Here is a 16559-nt window from a genome sequence, read left to right as displayed (position 1 = left end):
ATCAGTTCAGTTCGGATGAAAAAATTCCCGGCGCCACCCGGGACGGCGACCTCCATACGCACGCAGCGCTCCCCGGATCAGGCCTTGCGAATCAGGCCGTGCATTCGCGCGGCTGCGCCTTGGTTTTTTGCAGCTGCAGCAATTCATCGGCGCTGCGGTGGCAGAACACTTCCACGCCGCCCTCGAGCTCATGCCGCGGCGGCGTCTTGCTGTCGCACAAACCTGCGACACGCAAAGGACATCGGTCCAGGAAGCTGCAAATGCCCGCGCGGTCTACGGGCGCCTGCACCAGCGGCAGGGCCGCGCGCTGCGCCGCCCCGACTTCTTCCAGCCATCCCTGGCGCAATTCCGGAACGGAGTTCGCCAGCAGATGGAAGTAGGGATGGCGCGGCGCATGCGCGAAAGCCGAGCGGGTCAGCGACTCGACCTTCTGGCCGGCATACAGCACCACGATCTCGTCGCACACGGCGCGCACGGTGTTCATGTCGTGGCTGATGAACATGTAGGACACGCCGAGCTCCTTGCGCAGCTGCGCCAGCAGGTCGAGGATGGCGGCGCCCACCACCGTGTCCAGCGCCGAGGTCACTTCATCGCACAGAATCAGGTCGGGGTCGGCGGCCAGCGCGCGCGCCAGGTTGACGCGCTGCTTCTGCCCGCCGGACAGCCCCACGGGCAGGCGCCGTGCGCAAGCCTGCGGCAGTTGCACCAGGTCCAGCAGCTGCGCGATGCGCTTGTCCAGCGCCTCGCCCTTCAAGCCGCGGTACAGCTGCAGCGGCCGCGCCAGGATCTCGGCGATGGTGTGCGAAGGATTGAGCGCCGTGTCCGCCATCTGGAACACGATCTGGATGCGGCGCAGTTCTTCGGGCGTGCGCTGGCTCACCAGGCGCGGCAGCGGCTTTCCGTCAAACATGATCTGCCCGCCGGCGGGGCCTATCAGCCCGGCGACAGCACGCGCCAGCGTGGTCTTGCCGGAACCGGACTCGCCGATGACGCCGATGGCCTGGCCGCGGTAGAGACGCAGGCTCACATCGTCGAGCACCGGGGAGGCGGGCCGGCCGTGCTTGTCCAGCGGGCCATAGCCGGCGACCAGGTTGCGCACTTCCAGCAGCGGCGTGGCGCCCTCGGCGTGCGCCTCACCGGTGCGCGCCTTGGGGTTGGCGGCGGCGATCAGGCTGCGTGTGTAGTCGTCCTTGGGTGTGGTGATGATCTGCTGCGTGGTGCCGATCTCGCGCTCGGCGCCGTCGCGCAGCACCAGGATGCGGCCGGCCATCTGGGCCACCACCGCCAGGTCGTGGGTGACATAAACCGCCGTGGTCTTGCGCTCGCGCACCACGCGGCGAAAGGCGTGCAGCACCTCGATCTGGGTGGTGACGTCCAGGGCCGTGGTGGGCTCGTCGAAGATCACCAGGTCCGGGTCGCTCATCAGCGCCATCGCGGCCATCAGCCGCTGCAGCTGCCCGCCCGAGACCTGGTGCGGATAGCGCTGGCCTATGGTGTCGGGCTGCGGCAGCGCCAGCTCGCGGAACAGCGTCACGGCTTTTTTCTCGGCCTCGGCGCGCGGCATCAGGGAGTGGATGCGCGCCGTCTCCACCACCTGGTCCATGATGGTGCGCGACGGGTTGAAGGAGGCGGCGGCACTCTGCGCGATGTACGACACGCGCCGGCCGCGCAATTGGCGGCGTTCGGGTTCGGTGAGTGCCAGCACGTCGGTGTCGCCGATGCGCACGCTGCCTCCGGCGATGCGGCAGCCGTGCCGTGCGTAGCCCATGAGCGCCAGGCCTATGGTGGTCTTGCCGGAGCCGGACTCGCCGATCAGCGCCAGCACCTCGCCGGGTGCTATGTCAAAAGAGACGCCTTTGACGATCTCCGTTTCGCCGCCACCGGCGGCTTGCGCCACGATGCGCAGTTCGTTCACGCGGACAGTAGCGCCCATCAGTGTTTCTCCCTGTCGGCGTCGGTATGGCCCGGTAAGTTGTCGATCACGAGGTTGACCGCGATGGTCAGCGCGGCGATGGCAAACGCCGGGGCGAGCACCGAGACACCGCCTACCGGCAAGGCGCCCAGGTTTTCGCGCACCAGCGAGCCCCAGTCGGCCATGGGCGGTTGCACGCCCAGGCCCAGGAAGCTCAGGCTCGCCAGCAGGCGCAGGGCGTAGACGAAACGCAAGCCCATGTCGGCCAGCAGCGGGCCGGTGATGTTGGGCAGGATCTCGCGGCGCATGACGTAGCCGTGGCCTTCGCCGCGGGCGCGCGCCACCAGCACGTAGTCCATGGCGTTGATGTTGATCGCCAGCGAGCGGATGATGCGGTAGGCACCCGGCGTGTAGACGATGGCGGCCACGGCAATGAGCAGCGTGACCGAGGAACCGAAGCCGGCGATGATCACCAGCGCGAACATCTTGCTCGGGATGGAGACCAGGGTGTCGAGCAGCCGGCTCAGGGCCGAATCCACCCAGCCGCCCGTCACGGCGGCCAGCAGGCCCAGCACAGCGCCCACACCACAGGCGATCAGCGTCGCGACGAAGGCCACGCCGATGGTGTAGGGCGTGCCCACGATGATGCGCGTGAGCATGTCGCGACCCAGGTAGTCGGTGCCCAGCCAGTGCTGCGCACCCATACCCTGGAACACGCCGGCATCGGACATCTCGCCGAGTGCGCTGTCCGGCACGAAGCAGGCGTAGATCGCCACGGCCACCCAGAAGGCCAGCACGGCCAGGCCGAACTTGCCGGCGCGCGACCAGCCCGAGAGCCAGGCGCGGCGCTTGGTAGCGGCGTTCGAAGGAACAAGAGTCGCGACGTTCATTGGTGCCTCAGGCGTGGGTTGGCGACGATGCCGCACACGTCGGCGAGCATCACCAGGATCAGGTAGGCGGCGCAGAAGATCATGGCGCAGGCCTGCACCAGGGGCATGTCCCGCTGGGAGACGGCGTCCACCATAAGCTTGGCGATGCCCGGGTAATTGAAGATCACCTCGATGATGATCACGCCGCCCAGCAGGTACGAGAGGCTCAGCGCCACCGCGTTGGCGATGGGGCCGATGGCATTGGGCAGCGCGTGGAACAGCACGGTACGCGCGGCGCTCGCGCCTTTGAGCCGCACCATCTCGATATAGGCCGCCGCCATCTGGTCGATGACGGCCGCGCGCGTCATGCGCAGCATCTGCGCCACGATCACGCTGCCCAGGCTGAGCACCGGCAAAGCGAAGGAGCGCAGCATTTCGCCCGGCGAGGAAATGTTGACATCGTAGGAGAGCGCGGGCAGCCATTTGAGCTGCACCGCGAACACCAGCACGGCCAGCGTGGCCACCAGGAATTCCGGCACCGACACCACGGCCACCGTCGCCATGCTGGTGAAACGGTCAAAAGCCGAGCCGCGCCGCAAGGCGCAGAGGATGCCCAGGCCCAGGGCCAGCGGCACGGAAAACGCCGTGGTCACCGCGGCCAGCAACAGCGAGGCGGGCAGGCGGCTGTTAACGGCCTCACCCACCGGCATGCCGGTGACCACCGACTTGCCCGCATCGCCCCTGGCCATGCCGCCCAGCCAGTCGAAGTAGCGCAGCACCGCGCTGCGGTCCAGGCCCATCTCCTTGCGCAGCGCCGCCACCGCTTCAGGCGTGGCGTCCTGCCCCAGCTTCTCTTCGGCCGCGTCGCCGGGCAGCACGGCGGTGATGGCAAACACCACCACCGACACCGCCAGCAGCGAGGCCAGGCCGGAGACGATCCGGCCGGCAACGAGTTTCAAAATAGTGAGGTTCATGCCTCAAGCCAGACGTGTTCGGCGAAGCCATAGCCCATCATCCCGCCCAGCGGGTTCGTCTGCAGGCCCTTGAGCTTCTTGTTGTGGCCGTCCAGGCTGGAGAGAAACATCGGGATGCCGATGCCGCTGTCCTGGTTGATCATGGCCTGCATGTCGGCGTACATCTGGGTGCGCTTGGCCGCGTCGGTTTCGGCGCGCGCGCCCACCAGCAGCTGGTCGAACTTCTCGTTCTTCCAGCCCGATTCGTTCCACGGTGCGTCGGACTTGAAGAACAGCGTCAGGGCCAGGTCGGCCGTGGGGCGTGTGTTGACGTTGCCGAAGCCCACCGGGTGCTTCATCCAGTGCTGCGACCAGAACCCGTCGGCCGGCATGTTGCGCACATCCAGGTTCAGGCCGGCCCCGCGCGCGGCATGCTGCAGCACCAGGGCCATTTCCACCGAGCTGGTTGCGGCGGAGGAAGCCACCACCGGGATGGCGGCGCTGCCCAGGTTGGCCTTCTTCAGATGCCATTTGGCTTTTTCGGGGTCGTAGGGGCGCTGCGGCAGGCCCTTGGCGAAGAAGCGGTTGCCCGGGGCAATGGGCTGGTCGTTGGCCACCACGCCGCGGCCCAGCTGGATGGACTTGAGCATCTGCTCGCGGTTGAACAGCAGCTTCATGGCCATCACGAAGTCCGGGTTGGCGCCCGGGCCGCTGTCGCGCCGCATGATCAGGTCGGTGTACGACACGCCCTTGGTCTCGAAGATGACGGCCTTGCCGCTGCCGTTGATGCGGTCGATGGAGCGTGGGTTGACCGTGCCGATCAGGTCCAGCTCGCCGGCCAGCAGCGCGTTGACGCGCGCCGACTCGTCGGCAATGCCCACGTACTCGATCTCGTCCAGGTAGGGGCGGCCGGGCTTCCAGTAGTTTTCATTGCGCACGCCGATGGAGCGCACGCCGGGCTTGAATTCCTTGACCTTGTAGGGGCCGGTGCCTATGCCGGCGTTGAAGTCGGTCGTGCCGTCCTTGACGATGTGGAAATGGTAGGTGGCCAGGATGGCCGGCAGGTCGGCATTGGGCGCCACCAGGCGCACGGTGACTTCATTGGGGCCGGTGGCCGCCACGTCCTCGATCTGGTCGGCCAGCACCTTGGCCTTAGAGCCGGTGGCCGGGTTTTTGTGCCGCATCAGCGAGAACACCACGTCGGCCGGCGCCAGCGGCTTGCCGTCGTGGAAGGTGACGCCCTTGCGCAGCTTGAAGACCCAGGTCTTGGCGTCCTTGGTGGTGAACTCCTCGGCCAGCGAGGGCTGGGGCGCGAGGCTGCTGTCCAGCCAGGTCAGCCCGTTGTAGAAGGTGAAACCGCGGGCGTAGTCGGCCTGGTTGGCCTGCTTGGCCGGGTCCAGCGTGTCGCTCACGGAGGAGACCGCGCCCGCCACCTTGATGCGGCCGCCCTTGCGCGGCGTTTGCGTTTGCGCCTGCGCGCTCGCGGCAATCCCGGCAATGCCGCCGGCCAGCGTGGCCTGCATGCCGCCGGCCGCCAGCATCGCCAGCACGTCGCGCCGGTTGGCACCGCGTTGCAACGCACCAAGAATGCGCGTGCTCTCTTCAGGGCCGATCAGGCCGTCCAGCTGCTTCTTATCTGCCATGGTGTTCTCCTGGTTTCTCGTGGGGGGGTAAAGGCATTGGAGCACCGCGCGACCGGGGATATGCCTTGATCGTACGGGGGTGCGTGGTTAAAACTGCGGTTTTGTGGATGGCCGGCGGCATGGTGTGCGGTGCGCCTGCGGCGGCTTGCGGCCCACGCCCCGCGGGTGTCGCAGGCCGGTGCGCCAGGGCGGTCGGAGCCGCTGGACTTGGGACAAAAGCGCATGAAAACGTCCTCCTGCAAGGGTGGTGCAAAGCCTGGGCGACGTCGCCGGCGCCTTCCAATGAATGCTATTGAAGAGCCGCCGCAGATGCTGCGGTTGTGCGCCGCTTGTGCACTGTTCATGCCGAATGCCCGCGCCTAAACGGCAGATCAATTCCGGGGCAGGGGCGTACCATGACTTCGATTCTTATTGAGAGGGCAATCATGGGAAATGGCGACGCGAAACGCCTCGTAGAGCAACTCACAAGCAGCGGCCTGCTGGACCGCCTGTACATAGGCGGCGAGTGGGTGCTGCCCATGGGGCACGACCGAACCAGCGTCATCGACCCATCGACGGAGGATGCCGTCGCGGAGATCGCCCTGGGCAATGCGCAGGACGTGGACGAGGCGGTGATCGCGGCGCGATTCGCCTTCAAGACCTGGTCCGTCAGTTCGCCGCAAAACCGGGCTGCGCTTCTTGGCCGCGTGCACAGCCTGATCCTTGAACGGGCGGAGCTGTTTGCCCAGGCGATCTCGCTGGAGATGGGCGCTGCGATCAGTACGGCGCGCAGCGCGCAGGTTCCCATGGCGGCAGAGCACATCCGCGTGGCCCGCGACAACGCGGGCAGCTACCCTTTTGTCATCCACCGCGAGGGCATGGCCCTGATGCGCGAGGCCATCGGCGTCTGCGCGCTGATCACGCCCTGGAACTGGCCGCTGTACCAGATCACCGCCAAGGTCGGCCCCGCCCTGGCGGCAGGCTGCACCGTGGTGCTCAAGCCCAGCGAGCTGTCCCCGCTGAGCGCCCTGCTCTTCACCCAGGTGCTGCACGACGCCGGCATCCCCGCCGGTGTGTTCAACCTGGTGAACGGCAGCGGGCTGGAGGTGGGCGCCGCGCTGTCGGCGCATCCCGACGTGGACATGATCTCGATCACCGGCTCGAACCGGGCCGGTGTCCTGGTGGCGCAGGCTGCAGCGCCCACCGTCAAGCGCGTGGCCCAGGAGCTGGGCGGCAAATCGCCCAACCTCATCCTGCCGGATGCGGATCTCGCTCGCGCCGTGCCGGCGGGCGTGGCCGCGGGCTTTCGCAATGTCGGCCAGTCCTGCAGCGCCCCGACGCGCATGATCGTGCCGCGCGAACGCCTCGCGGAAGTCGAGCGGATCGCCTGTGAAGCAGCCGCCGCATTCGTTGTTGGCGACCCGCGCTCGCCGCAGACCACACATGGCCCCGTGGCCAACCGCGCGCAGTTCAACCGTGTGCAGGAAATGGTTGATGCGGGCATCGCCGAAGGCGCGCGGCTCATTTGCGGCGGCCCCGGCCGGCCGCAGGGCCTGGAGCGCGGCTTCTACGCGCGCCCGACCATCTTCTCCGACGTGAATCCGCAGATGCGCATCGCACAGGAAGAAATCTTCGGGCCGGTGCTGGCCATCATTCCCTATGACAGCGTGGACGAGGCCGTGGAGATCGCCAACGGCACCGTCTACGGCCTGGGCGCGCACGTGCAGGGCCGGGACCTGGCCGCGGCGCGCACGGTCGCGGCGCGGATTCGTTCCGGCCAGGTGCACATCAACAACCCGCCCTGGAACCCGCATGCCCCCTTCGGCGGCTACAAGCACTCGGGCAATGGGCGCGAGTATGGGGTCGAGGGGCTGCAGGAGTACCTGGAGACCAAGTCCATCCTGGGCTGGCAGGGCGAGCCCGGCTGACAACAATATTCGAAAGTGAAAAGCAAGATGCGCAACTACCCGACCCTCCAGGACATCCGGGAAGCCCGGGAACGGCTGAAGCCGCACATCCGGCATACGCCGTTGTTGCGGGCAGAGAAGATCGAGCCAGCCGTTGGCTGCCAGCTTTATCTCAAGCCTGAAACCCTGCAGATCACGGGCGCCTTCAAGATTCGGGGCGCCCTGAACAAGGCGCTGTCGCTGCCAAGAGAGGCGATCGCCAACGGCCTCATTGCGACTTCTTCGGGCAACCATGCCCAGGGCATCGCCTATGCCGCCAGGATGCTGGGCGTCAAGGCGATCATCGTCGTTCCGGTGACCACGCCCAGGATCAAGATCGAGAACACCCGGGCCCTGGGAGCGGAAGTCATTCTTTTCGACGGCGACACGGCCGCCCGATGGAAAAGGGTGTGCGAGCTCGCCGAAGAGAACAGGTACACGGCGGTCCACGGCTTCGAAGACCCGCTGGTCATGGCCGGCCAGGGAACCATAGGCTGCGAGATCCTGGAGGACCTGGAGGATGTGGACACGGTCATCGTTCCCCTGGGCGGCGGCGGCCTGCTGTCGGGAATCGCCACCGCCATCAAGGAAACCAAGCCGTCGGTGCGTGTCATAGGCGCGGAGCCCGCCTTGACGCCCAAGTACTTCCAGAGCCGGATCAACAAGCAACGCACCTCGCTTCCGCTGAAGAACACCATCGCGGATGGCTTGCGAATCAGCGTTCCGGGCCAGAACCCGTTCCCCATCATCGAGAAGTACGTGGACGAGATCATCCTCGTGGAAGACGAGCACATCGTCGCGGGCATGCGTGTGCTGGCCAAGGATGCCAAGCTGATCGCCGAACCCGCTGCCTCCATCGGCGTCGGGGCCTTGCTGGCCGGCCTTGTCAAGCTCAGGCCGAATGAGAAGGTCTGCACGGTATTGACCGGCGGGAACTGGGACCTGTGCGACCTGGCCGAGATCTACAAAGACGCTGGATAAGCGCAGTTCGAGCAAATACCCGGAGCAAGCACCCGGAGCAAGCATTTGGAGCAAAAAAAGCCGCTGAGCGGCTTTTTTTATGGCTCCGGTGAAATCTTATTCGAGGAAATCGAAGAAGGCGCCGACCTTGTTCTCGATGGCGTTGCGGTAAATCTTCGCCGCCGTGGTGTTGTCCTGAATGGCCATGCCGGTGGCGTCGAAGATGGTGACTTCCTCGTCGTTCTCCCGCCCCGGCTTCCTGCCCAGCAGAATCTCGCCGATTTCCGCGTGGATGCCGCCCTGGGCCATGATCTTCGCCTTGATGGGGTGCTGTGTTTCGCCTTTTTCGATGCACTGGGCGATGGAGTCGACGACGACTTTCGCGCCCCGGAAAATCTGCGGCTCCAGTTCTTGCTTGCCTGGCGCATCCGCACCGATCGCGACGATATGCGTGCCGGGCTTGATCCACGGGGCCTCCACCAGCGAGCCTTTCCCGCGGGTAGTGGTGATCAGGATATCGGCGTTCGCTACCGCTTCCTTCTTGGAGTTGGCCGTGAGCACGGGAATGCCGAACTCGCTCTCAATGTCCGCCTTGTACCTGGCCAGCGTCTCGGGATGGTGGTCCCAGGCATGGATTTCTTCGATCTTCATCACCTCCCTGATGGCCCGTATCTGCATCCTGGCCTGGTTGCCGGTGCCTATCGAGGTGATCTTCCTCGCGTTCTTTCTTGCGAGCGCCTTGACCGAAACGGCGCCGCACGCGCCGGTCCTGAGGCCCGTGAGCAGGCTTCCGTCCATCACGCAGACCAGGGCGCCGCTCATGCCGTCGAACAGCAGCACGGTTCCCATGCCGTTGGGAACCCCGTACTGTTCCGGGTTGCCGGTAAACCCGCCCGAGGACGCCTTCATGGAGATCATTTCATTGCCCTGGTTGTAGCCCAGCTTGAAGTCAATCTCCCCGCGATGGGATGGCAGGTCGATGCCGATGTAGGGGGGCTGTATCACCTGGCCGCTGTTGAAGGCTTTGTAGGCCTCCTCCACAGTGCCGATGACTTCCTTCATGCGGATCAGTCCGCGGACTTCCTCTTTCTTGAGCAGCAGTGTTTTCACGGGTGGTCTCTCTCTGGTCGTTCTGTATTCCTGCATGTACAAGTACAACACGAAGGGCCTGCACAAAATCCTGTTTTCACACGGCCGCCGCACAGAAACCCCGGTATTCAGGGCGCCGCGCGGCACAGGCAGCCGGCCGGGCCAGTCGGGCTTTGCATGGGCTGTCGTATGGCGCGGCGACCCTGGAGCAGAAATCTCCTTCCCATCCACCGAGAACAGCATTGTTCGTTGCAAGAAGGCCGCAATCCGGCAGCACCGGTTGCCCGCCAGCCTCTACCATGGCAGCATGAACCCACCGCTGACCATGCAACGCGCCCAGGGCGCGGCAACGACAATGCCACCTACCCTGCCGCAACCGCTGCGCCTCCTGGAAACTTCGCCCAAGCCGCCGGCCAGCGCCGACGTCGTCGTGATCGGCGGCGGCATCATCGGTGTGTTTACCGCCTACTACCTGGCCAAACGCGGGCTGTCGGTCGCCCTGATCGAAAAAGGCCGCATAGGCGCCGAGCAATCGAGCCGCAACTGGGGCTGGTGCCGCCAGCAGAACCGCGACGCGCGCGAGCTGCCCATGGCCACCCGCAGCCTGGAGCTCTGGGACCAGTTTGCCGCCGACAGCGGCGAAGACACGGGCTTCAAGCGCTGTGGCCTGCTCTACCTCAGCGATGACGAAGCCCAGATTGCGGGCTGGGCCAAGTGGCGCGAATTCGCGATCACCGCCGGCGTGACCACCCACATGCTCAGCGGCAGCGAAGCTTCCGAACGCGGGCGGGCCACCGGCCGCGCGTGGAAAGGCGGCGTCTTCTCGCCCAGCGACGGCACGGCCGACCCGGCCAAGGCTGCGCCGGCTGTTGCGGCCGCGCTCATCAAGCTGGGCGGCACGGTCCACCAGAACTGCGCCGCGCGCGGCATCGAGATGGAGGGCGGCCGCCTCAGCGGCGTCGTCACCGAAGCCGGGACCATCAAAACCCGCGCCGCGGTTCTCGCGGGCGGTGCGTGGGCATCGTCCTTCTGCAACCAGCTTGACGTGCGGTTTCCGCTGGCCACGATACGCCAGTCCATCGTGCGTGTGTCTCCGCCGGCGCAGCAACTGCCGGCCGCGCTGGCCGGCCCCAACGTCGCCGTCACCCGGCGCCCCGACGGCCATTACGTGCTGGCCATCAGCGGCCGCGGGCGCGCCGACCCCACGCCGCAGCTGCTGCGCTTTGCGCCGCAGTTCATCCCCATGTTCGCCAAGCGCTGGCGCAATGTGTTTCCCGGCGGCCTGGAGGGCATGCGCTGGGACCACGAAACCCGCGCCCGCTGGAAGCTGGACGACATCACGCCCATGGAACGGGCCCGTATCCTCAACCCAAGACCCGACGCCGCGGGCGTCCGCGAAACCCACCGCCGTGCCGTCAAACTGCTGCCCGCACTGCGTGAAGCCCGCATCGCCAACACCTGGGCGGGCTATATCGACAGCACGCCCGACGGCGTGCCCGGTATCGGCGAGCTGCCGCAGGTGCCCGGGCTGATCCTGGCCGCGGGTTTCTCGGGCCACGGTTTCGGCATAGGCCCCGGCGCGGGCCACCTGATCGCCGACATCGTGTCCGGGGCCCAACCGATCTTCGATCCCAAGCCTTTCGATCCCGCCCGGTTCAACGCATCGGCCTGGGGCAAGGTGGCGGATTTCTAAGAGGCGCGCCGCGGACGCGGCGGCAGAAAGCCGGGGCCATGCAAAGTTCCGGCAAGAGCCCGGATTGAAACGAATTCCACTTGTGCCGCCTGTGAATGCGGCATTTCAAAAGGCGGCGAATTCATAGACTTGTATCCACCCCAACAGCGTGGATCTTCTATGACCTTCAAACCCAAATTCATCAGCTTCGACTGCTACGGCACGCTCATCAACTTCGAGATGGGCCCCACCGCCAAGCGCCTGTTCACGGACCGCGTGCCGGCCAGCCGTATGCCGGCCTTCCTCGACAGCTTCCGGGCCTATCGTCTCGACGAAGTTCTGGGCGAGTGGAAGCCCTTCTTCAACGTGGTGGAAAATTCCATCCAGCGCGCGTGCAAGGCGCACGGCATCGGCTATCAACCGTCGGACGCCATAGCGCTGTACGACGCCATCCCGACCTGGCAACCGCATCCCAATGTTGTCGAGGTGCTGGAGGCGATCGCGCCGCACGTGCCCCTGGTGATCCTGTCGAACTCGATGGTCGACCTGATCCCGGCGAGCGTCGCCCACCTCAAGGCGAAGTTCCACGCGGTTTACACCGCCGAGGAAGCGCGCGCCTACAAACCGCGCTTCCAGACCTTTGAATACATGTTCGACCAGCTCGGCTGCGCGCCCGACCAGATGATGCATGTCTCGTCGAGCTTTCGCTACGACCTGATGACGGCGTCCGACCTGGGCTTTATGGCCAAGGCCTTTATTGACCGCGGCCACGAGCCGACGTCTGAAAACTTTGGCGTCAGCAGGCTGACCGACGTCCGCCAGCTTCCGGGTCTGCTCGGCCTATGACCCAGCTGAGCACCACTGCGCCCGACCTGGCCCCCGCGGCGGTGGAGGCGCTGGTCCATCGTCTCTACGGCATCGAGGGCAGCACCCAGCCGCTGGCGGGCGAACGCGACCAGAACTGCCTGGTGGAGGCGTCGGACGGCCGCCGCTACGTCTTCAAGATCAGCAACCCCTCCGAGCCGCCCGCGGTGGTCGACTTCCAGATCGCGGCGCTGGACCACATTGCCCGCGCCGCGCCCGAGCAGCCTGTGCCCCGCGTCGTGCGGACACTGCAAGGGCACACGCATGACATGATCGCCCTTGCCGAGGGCGTCCAGACACGCGTGCGCATGCTGAGCTACCTGGATGGCATCCAGATCCGCCAGACCGAGCGCACCGCCGCGCAACGGCATGCCATGGGGGCCGGGCTTGCCGGTTTGAACCGCGCATTGCAAGGCTTCGCGCATCCGGGCGCGGCGCATGACTTGCTGTGGAACGTCGCCACGGCGCATCGGCTGGACGAACAGCTGGACAGCCTCGTGGACGCCAGGCGCCGCGCGCTGGCCCAGGTATTCATGGAGCGCTTCAAGGTGCACGTGCTGCCGCGCCTGTCATCGCTGCGGTCCCAGGTGATCCACAACGACTACCACCTCTACAACGTGCTGGTCGCCCCCGACGACCCGGCGCGCATCGTGGGCATCATCGACTTCGGCGACATGGTGCATGCGCCGCTGGTCGGCGAGGTGGCGACAGCCGCCGCCTTCCACATGGCCGGCTGCGCCGACCCTTTCGAGGGGCCGGCCCAGTTTGTGGCCGCCTACCACGCGGTATTGCCGCTGACCGGCGCCGAACAGGAGGTCCTTGCCGACCTCCTGGCCACGCGCCACCTCATCACGGCGCTGATTTCGGAATGGCGCGCCGCGCGCTACCCCGAGAACCGCGCCTACATCATGCGACACAACCCCGCGGCCTGGGAAGGCCTGTCCCAGATGGCCGATCTTTCCCGCGACACCGCACGCGACCGGCTGCTGGCCGGCATACACATACCCACAGGAGCCACTCCATGAAAAGCACCACCGACCTCAACATGGTCAATGCCTATATCCCCGGCCGCGCCGACGTGGACCCGGCCACCGCGCAGATGATCGCGCGCCGCGACGCCCTGCTCGGCCCGGCCTATCGCCTGATGTATGAACGGCCGCTGCACATCGTGCGCGGCGAGGGCGCCTGGCTGATGGACCCCGAGGGGCGCCGCTACCTCGACGCCTACAACAACGTGACCTCGCTGGGGCATTGCCACCCGGCGGTGACCGAGGCCATCTGCCGGCAGGTGCAGACGCTGGCGACCAACACGCGCTACCTGCATGACACGATCCTCGAACTGGCCGAACGCCTGCTGGCGAGCGTACCGGGGACCGACCTGGCCCACCTGATGCTGACCTGCACGGGCAGCGAGGCCAACGACCTCGCCTATCGCATCGCGAAAGTACGCACCGGCGGCACCGGCGTGATCGTGACCGACACCGCCTACCACGGCATCACCGACGCCGTGGCTAAGTTCTCGCCCTCGCTGGGCGTGAGCGTCGATCTCGGTGCGCATGTGCGCCTGGTGCCGGCGCCGCGCCTGTACCACGCCGGGGGCACCGACTTGGCCGAACGCTTCACCCGCGACGTCGAGGCGGCCATCGCCGACCTGAAGCGCCATGGCATCAAGCCGGCCGCGCTGATTGTCGATTCGCTGTTCACCAGCGACGGCATACTCCCCGGGCCGGCGGGCTTCCTGAAGGGCGCGGTCGGCGCGATCAAACGGGCGGGCGGCCTCTTCATTGCCGATGAAGTCCAGCCCGGTTTCGGCCGGACCGGCGAACATCTTTGGGGCTTCCAGCGCCACGGCCTGCAGCCCGACATCGTGACCATGGGCAAACCGATGGGCAACGGCCAACCCATCGCGGGGCTGCTGGCAAGCGCCGACGTGCTGGCGGAATTCGGCAAGAGTTCGCGCTACTTCAACACATTCGCGGGCAATACCGTTTCCTGCGCGGCGGCGCTGGCGGTGCTGGACACCATAGAGCGGGACGGGCTGGTGCAGCATGCCGCCAAGGTGGGGAAGATTCTTCACGACGGCATCGCCGCCCTGACAGCCCGGCACGAAGCCATCGGTGACGTGCGCGGGGCGGGCCTGTTTGTCGGGGTCGAACTCGTCTCCGACCGGGCATCGCGCGCGCCGGACCGCGGCCTGACAAGCCAGGTGGTCAACCGGATGCGCGACAAGGGCGTGCTGATCAGCGCCTGTGCGATGGGGCACAACGTGCTCAAGATCCGCCCGCCCCTGGTGCTCTCGGCGGACCAGGCCGGCCTCGTCATCCAGGCCCTCGACGAATCCCTGGCTGAAGCGCGAATGGCCTAGCCGCAACCAGCATCCGGCGCTACCATCCGCGCATGACCGCCGCAATGTCCTTAGACCGCTTCGACCTCAAAATCCTCGCGCACCTGGAGCGCGAGGGGCGCTGCTCGAATGTCGAGCTGGCCGAAGCCGTCGGCCTTAGCCAGAGCCCCTGCCTGGTGCGAACGAAACGGCTGCAGGACATCGGCGTGATTCGCGGCTATGGGGCCGACATCGCGCTGGAGAAGCTGGGCAATTGTGTGGTGGTTTTTTCCGAGGTGACGATCAGCAGCCACCGGCCTCCGGACTTCCGCAAGTTCGAGCAGGCCCTGGACCGGCACGGCGAAATCGTGGAGTGGTACAACGTCAGCGGCGGCTACGACTACCTGCTCAAAATCGTGGCGCCGAACGTCGGCCATTTTCAGGCGCTGATGGAGCGCCTGCTGCAGGACGATATCGGAATCGGAAAGTTCACCAGCCGTATCGTCCTGCGCCAGTCATCGCGCAAGCGCACGCATCCGCTCAATCTCATCGCGGCGCAGCTGGAGAGAGGCTGACGCGGCGATCCTCAAGCCCGCGGCCTGAACCCGGCCGCCAGCTTGTGCTTGAGCATGGCCGGCACCCAGGCGGTGACCCGGACCAGCCTGTTGGCAGTGGTGTTCACGGCCGTCAATGCGGTCAGGCGTCGAGCCAGACGTTCTCGGCAAAGTTGTAGCCCATCAGGCCGCCCAGCGGAATCGGCGACAGGCCCTTGAGCTTTTTGTTGTGCCCGTCAATGCTGGACATGAAGAGGGGAATGCCGATGCCGCTGTCTTCGTGGATCATGACCTGCATGTCGGCATACATGTTGGCGCGCTTGGCCTGGTCGGGTTGCGCGCGCGCGGCCAGCAGCAGCTGGTCAAATTTGGGGTTTTTCCAGGCAGACTCGTTGGTCGGCGCATCAGATTTGAAGAATTGCGTGAACATCAAATCGGCCGACGGCCGCGCGTTGATGTTGCCAAAGCCCACGGGGTGCTTCATCCAGTGCTGCGACCAGTAGCCGTCGGCCGGCATAGGGCGAACTTCCAGGTTAAGCCCGATCTGGCCCGCCGCCTGCTGCATCACCAGCGCCATCTCCGCCGAATTGGAGGCTGCGGGCGACACCACCACCGGGATGGCCGCGCTGCCGAGGTTGGCCTTCTGCACATGCCACTTGGCTTTTTCGGGGTCGTAGGCCCGCTGCTTGAGCCCCTTGAAATAGAAACGGTCGCTAGGGTGTATGGGCTGGTCGTTGGCCACCTCGCCAAAACCCAGCAGGATGGACGTGAGCATCTGCTCGCGGTTGAACAAGTGCTTCATCGCCAGCACGAAGTCCGGGTTGGCGCCGGGCCCGCTGTCACGGCGCATGATGAGGTCGGTGTACAGGCCCGCCTTGGTCTCGAAGATGGCGTGCTTTTTGCTGCTCTTGATGCGGTCCACCGAGTGCGGTTTGATCGCCATGGTCAGGTCGATCTCACCGGCCAGCAATGCGTTGACGCGCGCTGCCTCGTCACCTATACCTACGTACTCGATCTCGTCCAGATAAGGGCGGTCGGGCTTCCAGTAACGGTCGTTGCGCACGGCCACAGAGCGCACGCCTGGCTTGAAGTCCTTGAGCTTGTAAGGACCGGTGCCTACACCCGACATGTGCGCGTTCACATCGCTGACGCCGTCGCGCAGGATGAGGAAACTCCAGGTGCCGAGGATCACGGGCAGGTCGGCATTGGGCGCCGCCAGGCGTATGGTCACTTCATGCGGTCCGGTGGCTTTGACCTCTTCGATCTGCTCGGCCAGCGCCTTGACCTTGGAGCCGGTCGCCGGGTTCTTGTGGCGCATGATGGAGAACACCACGTCGGCCGGCGTGAAGGGTTTTCCGTCATGAAAGGTCACCCCCTGGCGCAGCTTGAACACCCAGGTTTTGGCGTCAGTGGTGATGAATTCCTCAGCCAGCGCCGGCCGGGGTGTGAGGCTGCCATCCAGTGAGGTGAGCCCGTTGTAGAACATGCAGCCGCGGATGTAGTCGCTATGGTTGGAGAACTTGGCCGGGTCCAGCGTGTCGTTGAGTGAGGCAGCCGCGCCGGCCACCTTGATGCGCCCACCCTTGCGCGGCGCTGCCGCTTGCGCCGCAACCACCGCGGAGGCCAGGCCGCCCGCCAATGTGGCCTGCATGCCGCCGGCCATCAGCATAGCCAGCACGTCGCGCCGGCTGGCGCCGCCCTGCAGTTGGCCCATGATGCGGCGGCTTTCTTCCGGCCCGATCAGGCTGCTGCCTGTCAGCTGTTGTTCTGTCATTGTTATGTCTCCTCGGGGGTG

General features: G+C 66.1%; 13 protein-coding genes. 7 read left to right on the top strand and 6 right to left on the bottom strand.

What is annotated here, in order from left to right; all coding sequences use genetic code 11:
• Positions 1-91 precede the first annotated feature (91 nt).
• Genes AC1D09_RS21060 through AC1D09_RS21045 form a run of 4 tightly spaced genes read right to left on the bottom strand, consistent with a single transcriptional unit; the run spans position 92 to position 5377 of the window.
• A complete protein-coding gene (locus AC1D09_RS21060) occupies positions 92-1933 on the bottom strand; it encodes an ABC transporter ATP-binding protein (protein ID WP_477662783.1) in 1842 nt (613 codons plus the stop codon).
• The gene (locus tag AC1D09_RS21055; RefSeq protein WP_477662784.1) at positions 1933-2802 is read right to left on the bottom strand and encodes an ABC transporter permease; all 870 of its coding nucleotides are present in this window, start codon (positions 2800-2802) and stop codon (positions 1933-1935) included. Before AC1D09_RS21055 ends, AC1D09_RS21060 begins: the two co-directional genes overlap by 1 nt.
• Complete coding sequence (locus AC1D09_RS21050) at positions 2799-3755, bottom strand: ABC transporter permease (RefSeq protein WP_477701215.1); 957 nt, start codon at positions 3753-3755, stop codon at positions 2799-2801. The genes AC1D09_RS21055 and AC1D09_RS21050 overlap by 4 nt, the downstream gene beginning before the upstream one ends.
• The gene (locus AC1D09_RS21045; RefSeq protein ID WP_477662786.1) at positions 3752-5377 is read right to left on the bottom strand and encodes an ABC transporter substrate-binding protein; all 1626 of its coding nucleotides are present in this window, start codon (positions 5375-5377) and stop codon (positions 3752-3754) included. Before AC1D09_RS21045 ends, AC1D09_RS21050 begins: the two co-directional genes overlap by 4 nt.
• A 425-nt stretch (positions 5378-5802) precedes the next feature.
• Here AC1D09_RS21045 and AC1D09_RS21040 point away from each other — a divergent pair, with 425 nt between their 5' ends.
• Positions 5803-7284 carry an aldehyde dehydrogenase family protein gene (locus tag AC1D09_RS21040; protein WP_477662787.1) on the top strand — a complete coding sequence of 494 codons (1482 nt, stop codon included), beginning with the start codon at positions 5803-5805 and terminating at the stop codon, positions 7282-7284.
• A 15-nt stretch (positions 7285-7299) separates the two neighbouring features.
• Positions 7300-8283 carry a threonine/serine dehydratase gene (locus tag AC1D09_RS21035; RefSeq protein WP_477662788.1) on the top strand — a complete coding sequence of 328 codons (984 nt, stop codon included), beginning with the start codon at positions 7300-7302 and terminating at the stop codon, positions 8281-8283.
• A gap of 96 nt (positions 8284-8379) precedes the next feature.
• On the opposite strand, the gene AC1D09_RS21030 is transcribed toward AC1D09_RS21035, so the two are convergent.
• A complete protein-coding gene (locus tag AC1D09_RS21030; protein WP_477662789.1) occupies positions 8380-9372 on the bottom strand; it encodes an ornithine cyclodeaminase family protein in 993 nt (330 codons plus the stop codon).
• Between the two features lie 346 nt (positions 9373-9718).
• Between AC1D09_RS21030 and AC1D09_RS21025 the strand changes: the two genes are divergently transcribed.
• The 5 genes from AC1D09_RS21025 to AC1D09_RS21005 all read left to right on the top strand — a co-directional run bounded on the left by AC1D09_RS21025 (position 9719) and on the right by AC1D09_RS21005 (position 14785).
• Positions 9719-11044 (top strand): NAD(P)/FAD-dependent oxidoreductase, encoded by a 1326-nt coding sequence (locus tag AC1D09_RS21025; RefSeq protein ID WP_477662854.1) that lies wholly within the window; start codon positions 9719-9721, stop codon positions 11042-11044.
• A 159-nt stretch (positions 11045-11203) separates the two neighbouring features.
• Entirely contained in the window at positions 11204-11869 is a 666-nt protein-coding gene (locus AC1D09_RS21020; protein WP_477662790.1) for a haloacid dehalogenase type II, read from the top strand.
• Positions 11866-12912, top strand: coding sequence for a phosphotransferase (locus tag AC1D09_RS21015; protein ID WP_477662791.1), 1047 nt, complete (start codon positions 11866-11868; stop codon positions 12910-12912). Before AC1D09_RS21020 ends, AC1D09_RS21015 begins: the two co-directional genes overlap by 4 nt.
• On the top strand, positions 12909-14252 hold the full coding sequence (locus tag AC1D09_RS21010; RefSeq protein ID WP_477662792.1) for an aspartate aminotransferase family protein: 1344 nt from the start codon (positions 12909-12911) through the stop codon (positions 14250-14252). The genes AC1D09_RS21015 and AC1D09_RS21010 overlap by 4 nt, the downstream gene beginning before the upstream one ends.
• A 32-nt stretch (positions 14253-14284) precedes the next feature.
• On the top strand, positions 14285-14785 hold the full coding sequence (locus AC1D09_RS21005) for an Lrp/AsnC family transcriptional regulator (protein WP_477662793.1): 501 nt from the start codon (positions 14285-14287) through the stop codon (positions 14783-14785).
• 121 nt (positions 14786-14906) lie between these two features.
• Here the strand turns inward: AC1D09_RS21005 and AC1D09_RS21000 are convergent, their stop codons facing one another.
• Positions 14907-16538: an ABC transporter substrate-binding protein gene (locus AC1D09_RS21000; RefSeq protein WP_477662794.1), complete on the bottom strand. Its 1632-nt coding sequence runs from the start codon at positions 16536-16538 to the stop codon at positions 14907-14909.
• Between the last annotated feature and the right edge of the window lie 21 nt (positions 16539-16559).

The organism is Polaromonas sp. P1_A2 (genome assembly GCF_056406895.1).
Note: the sequence above shows the minus strand (reverse complement) of the source record. Positions and strands in the feature narration are given on the sequence as shown.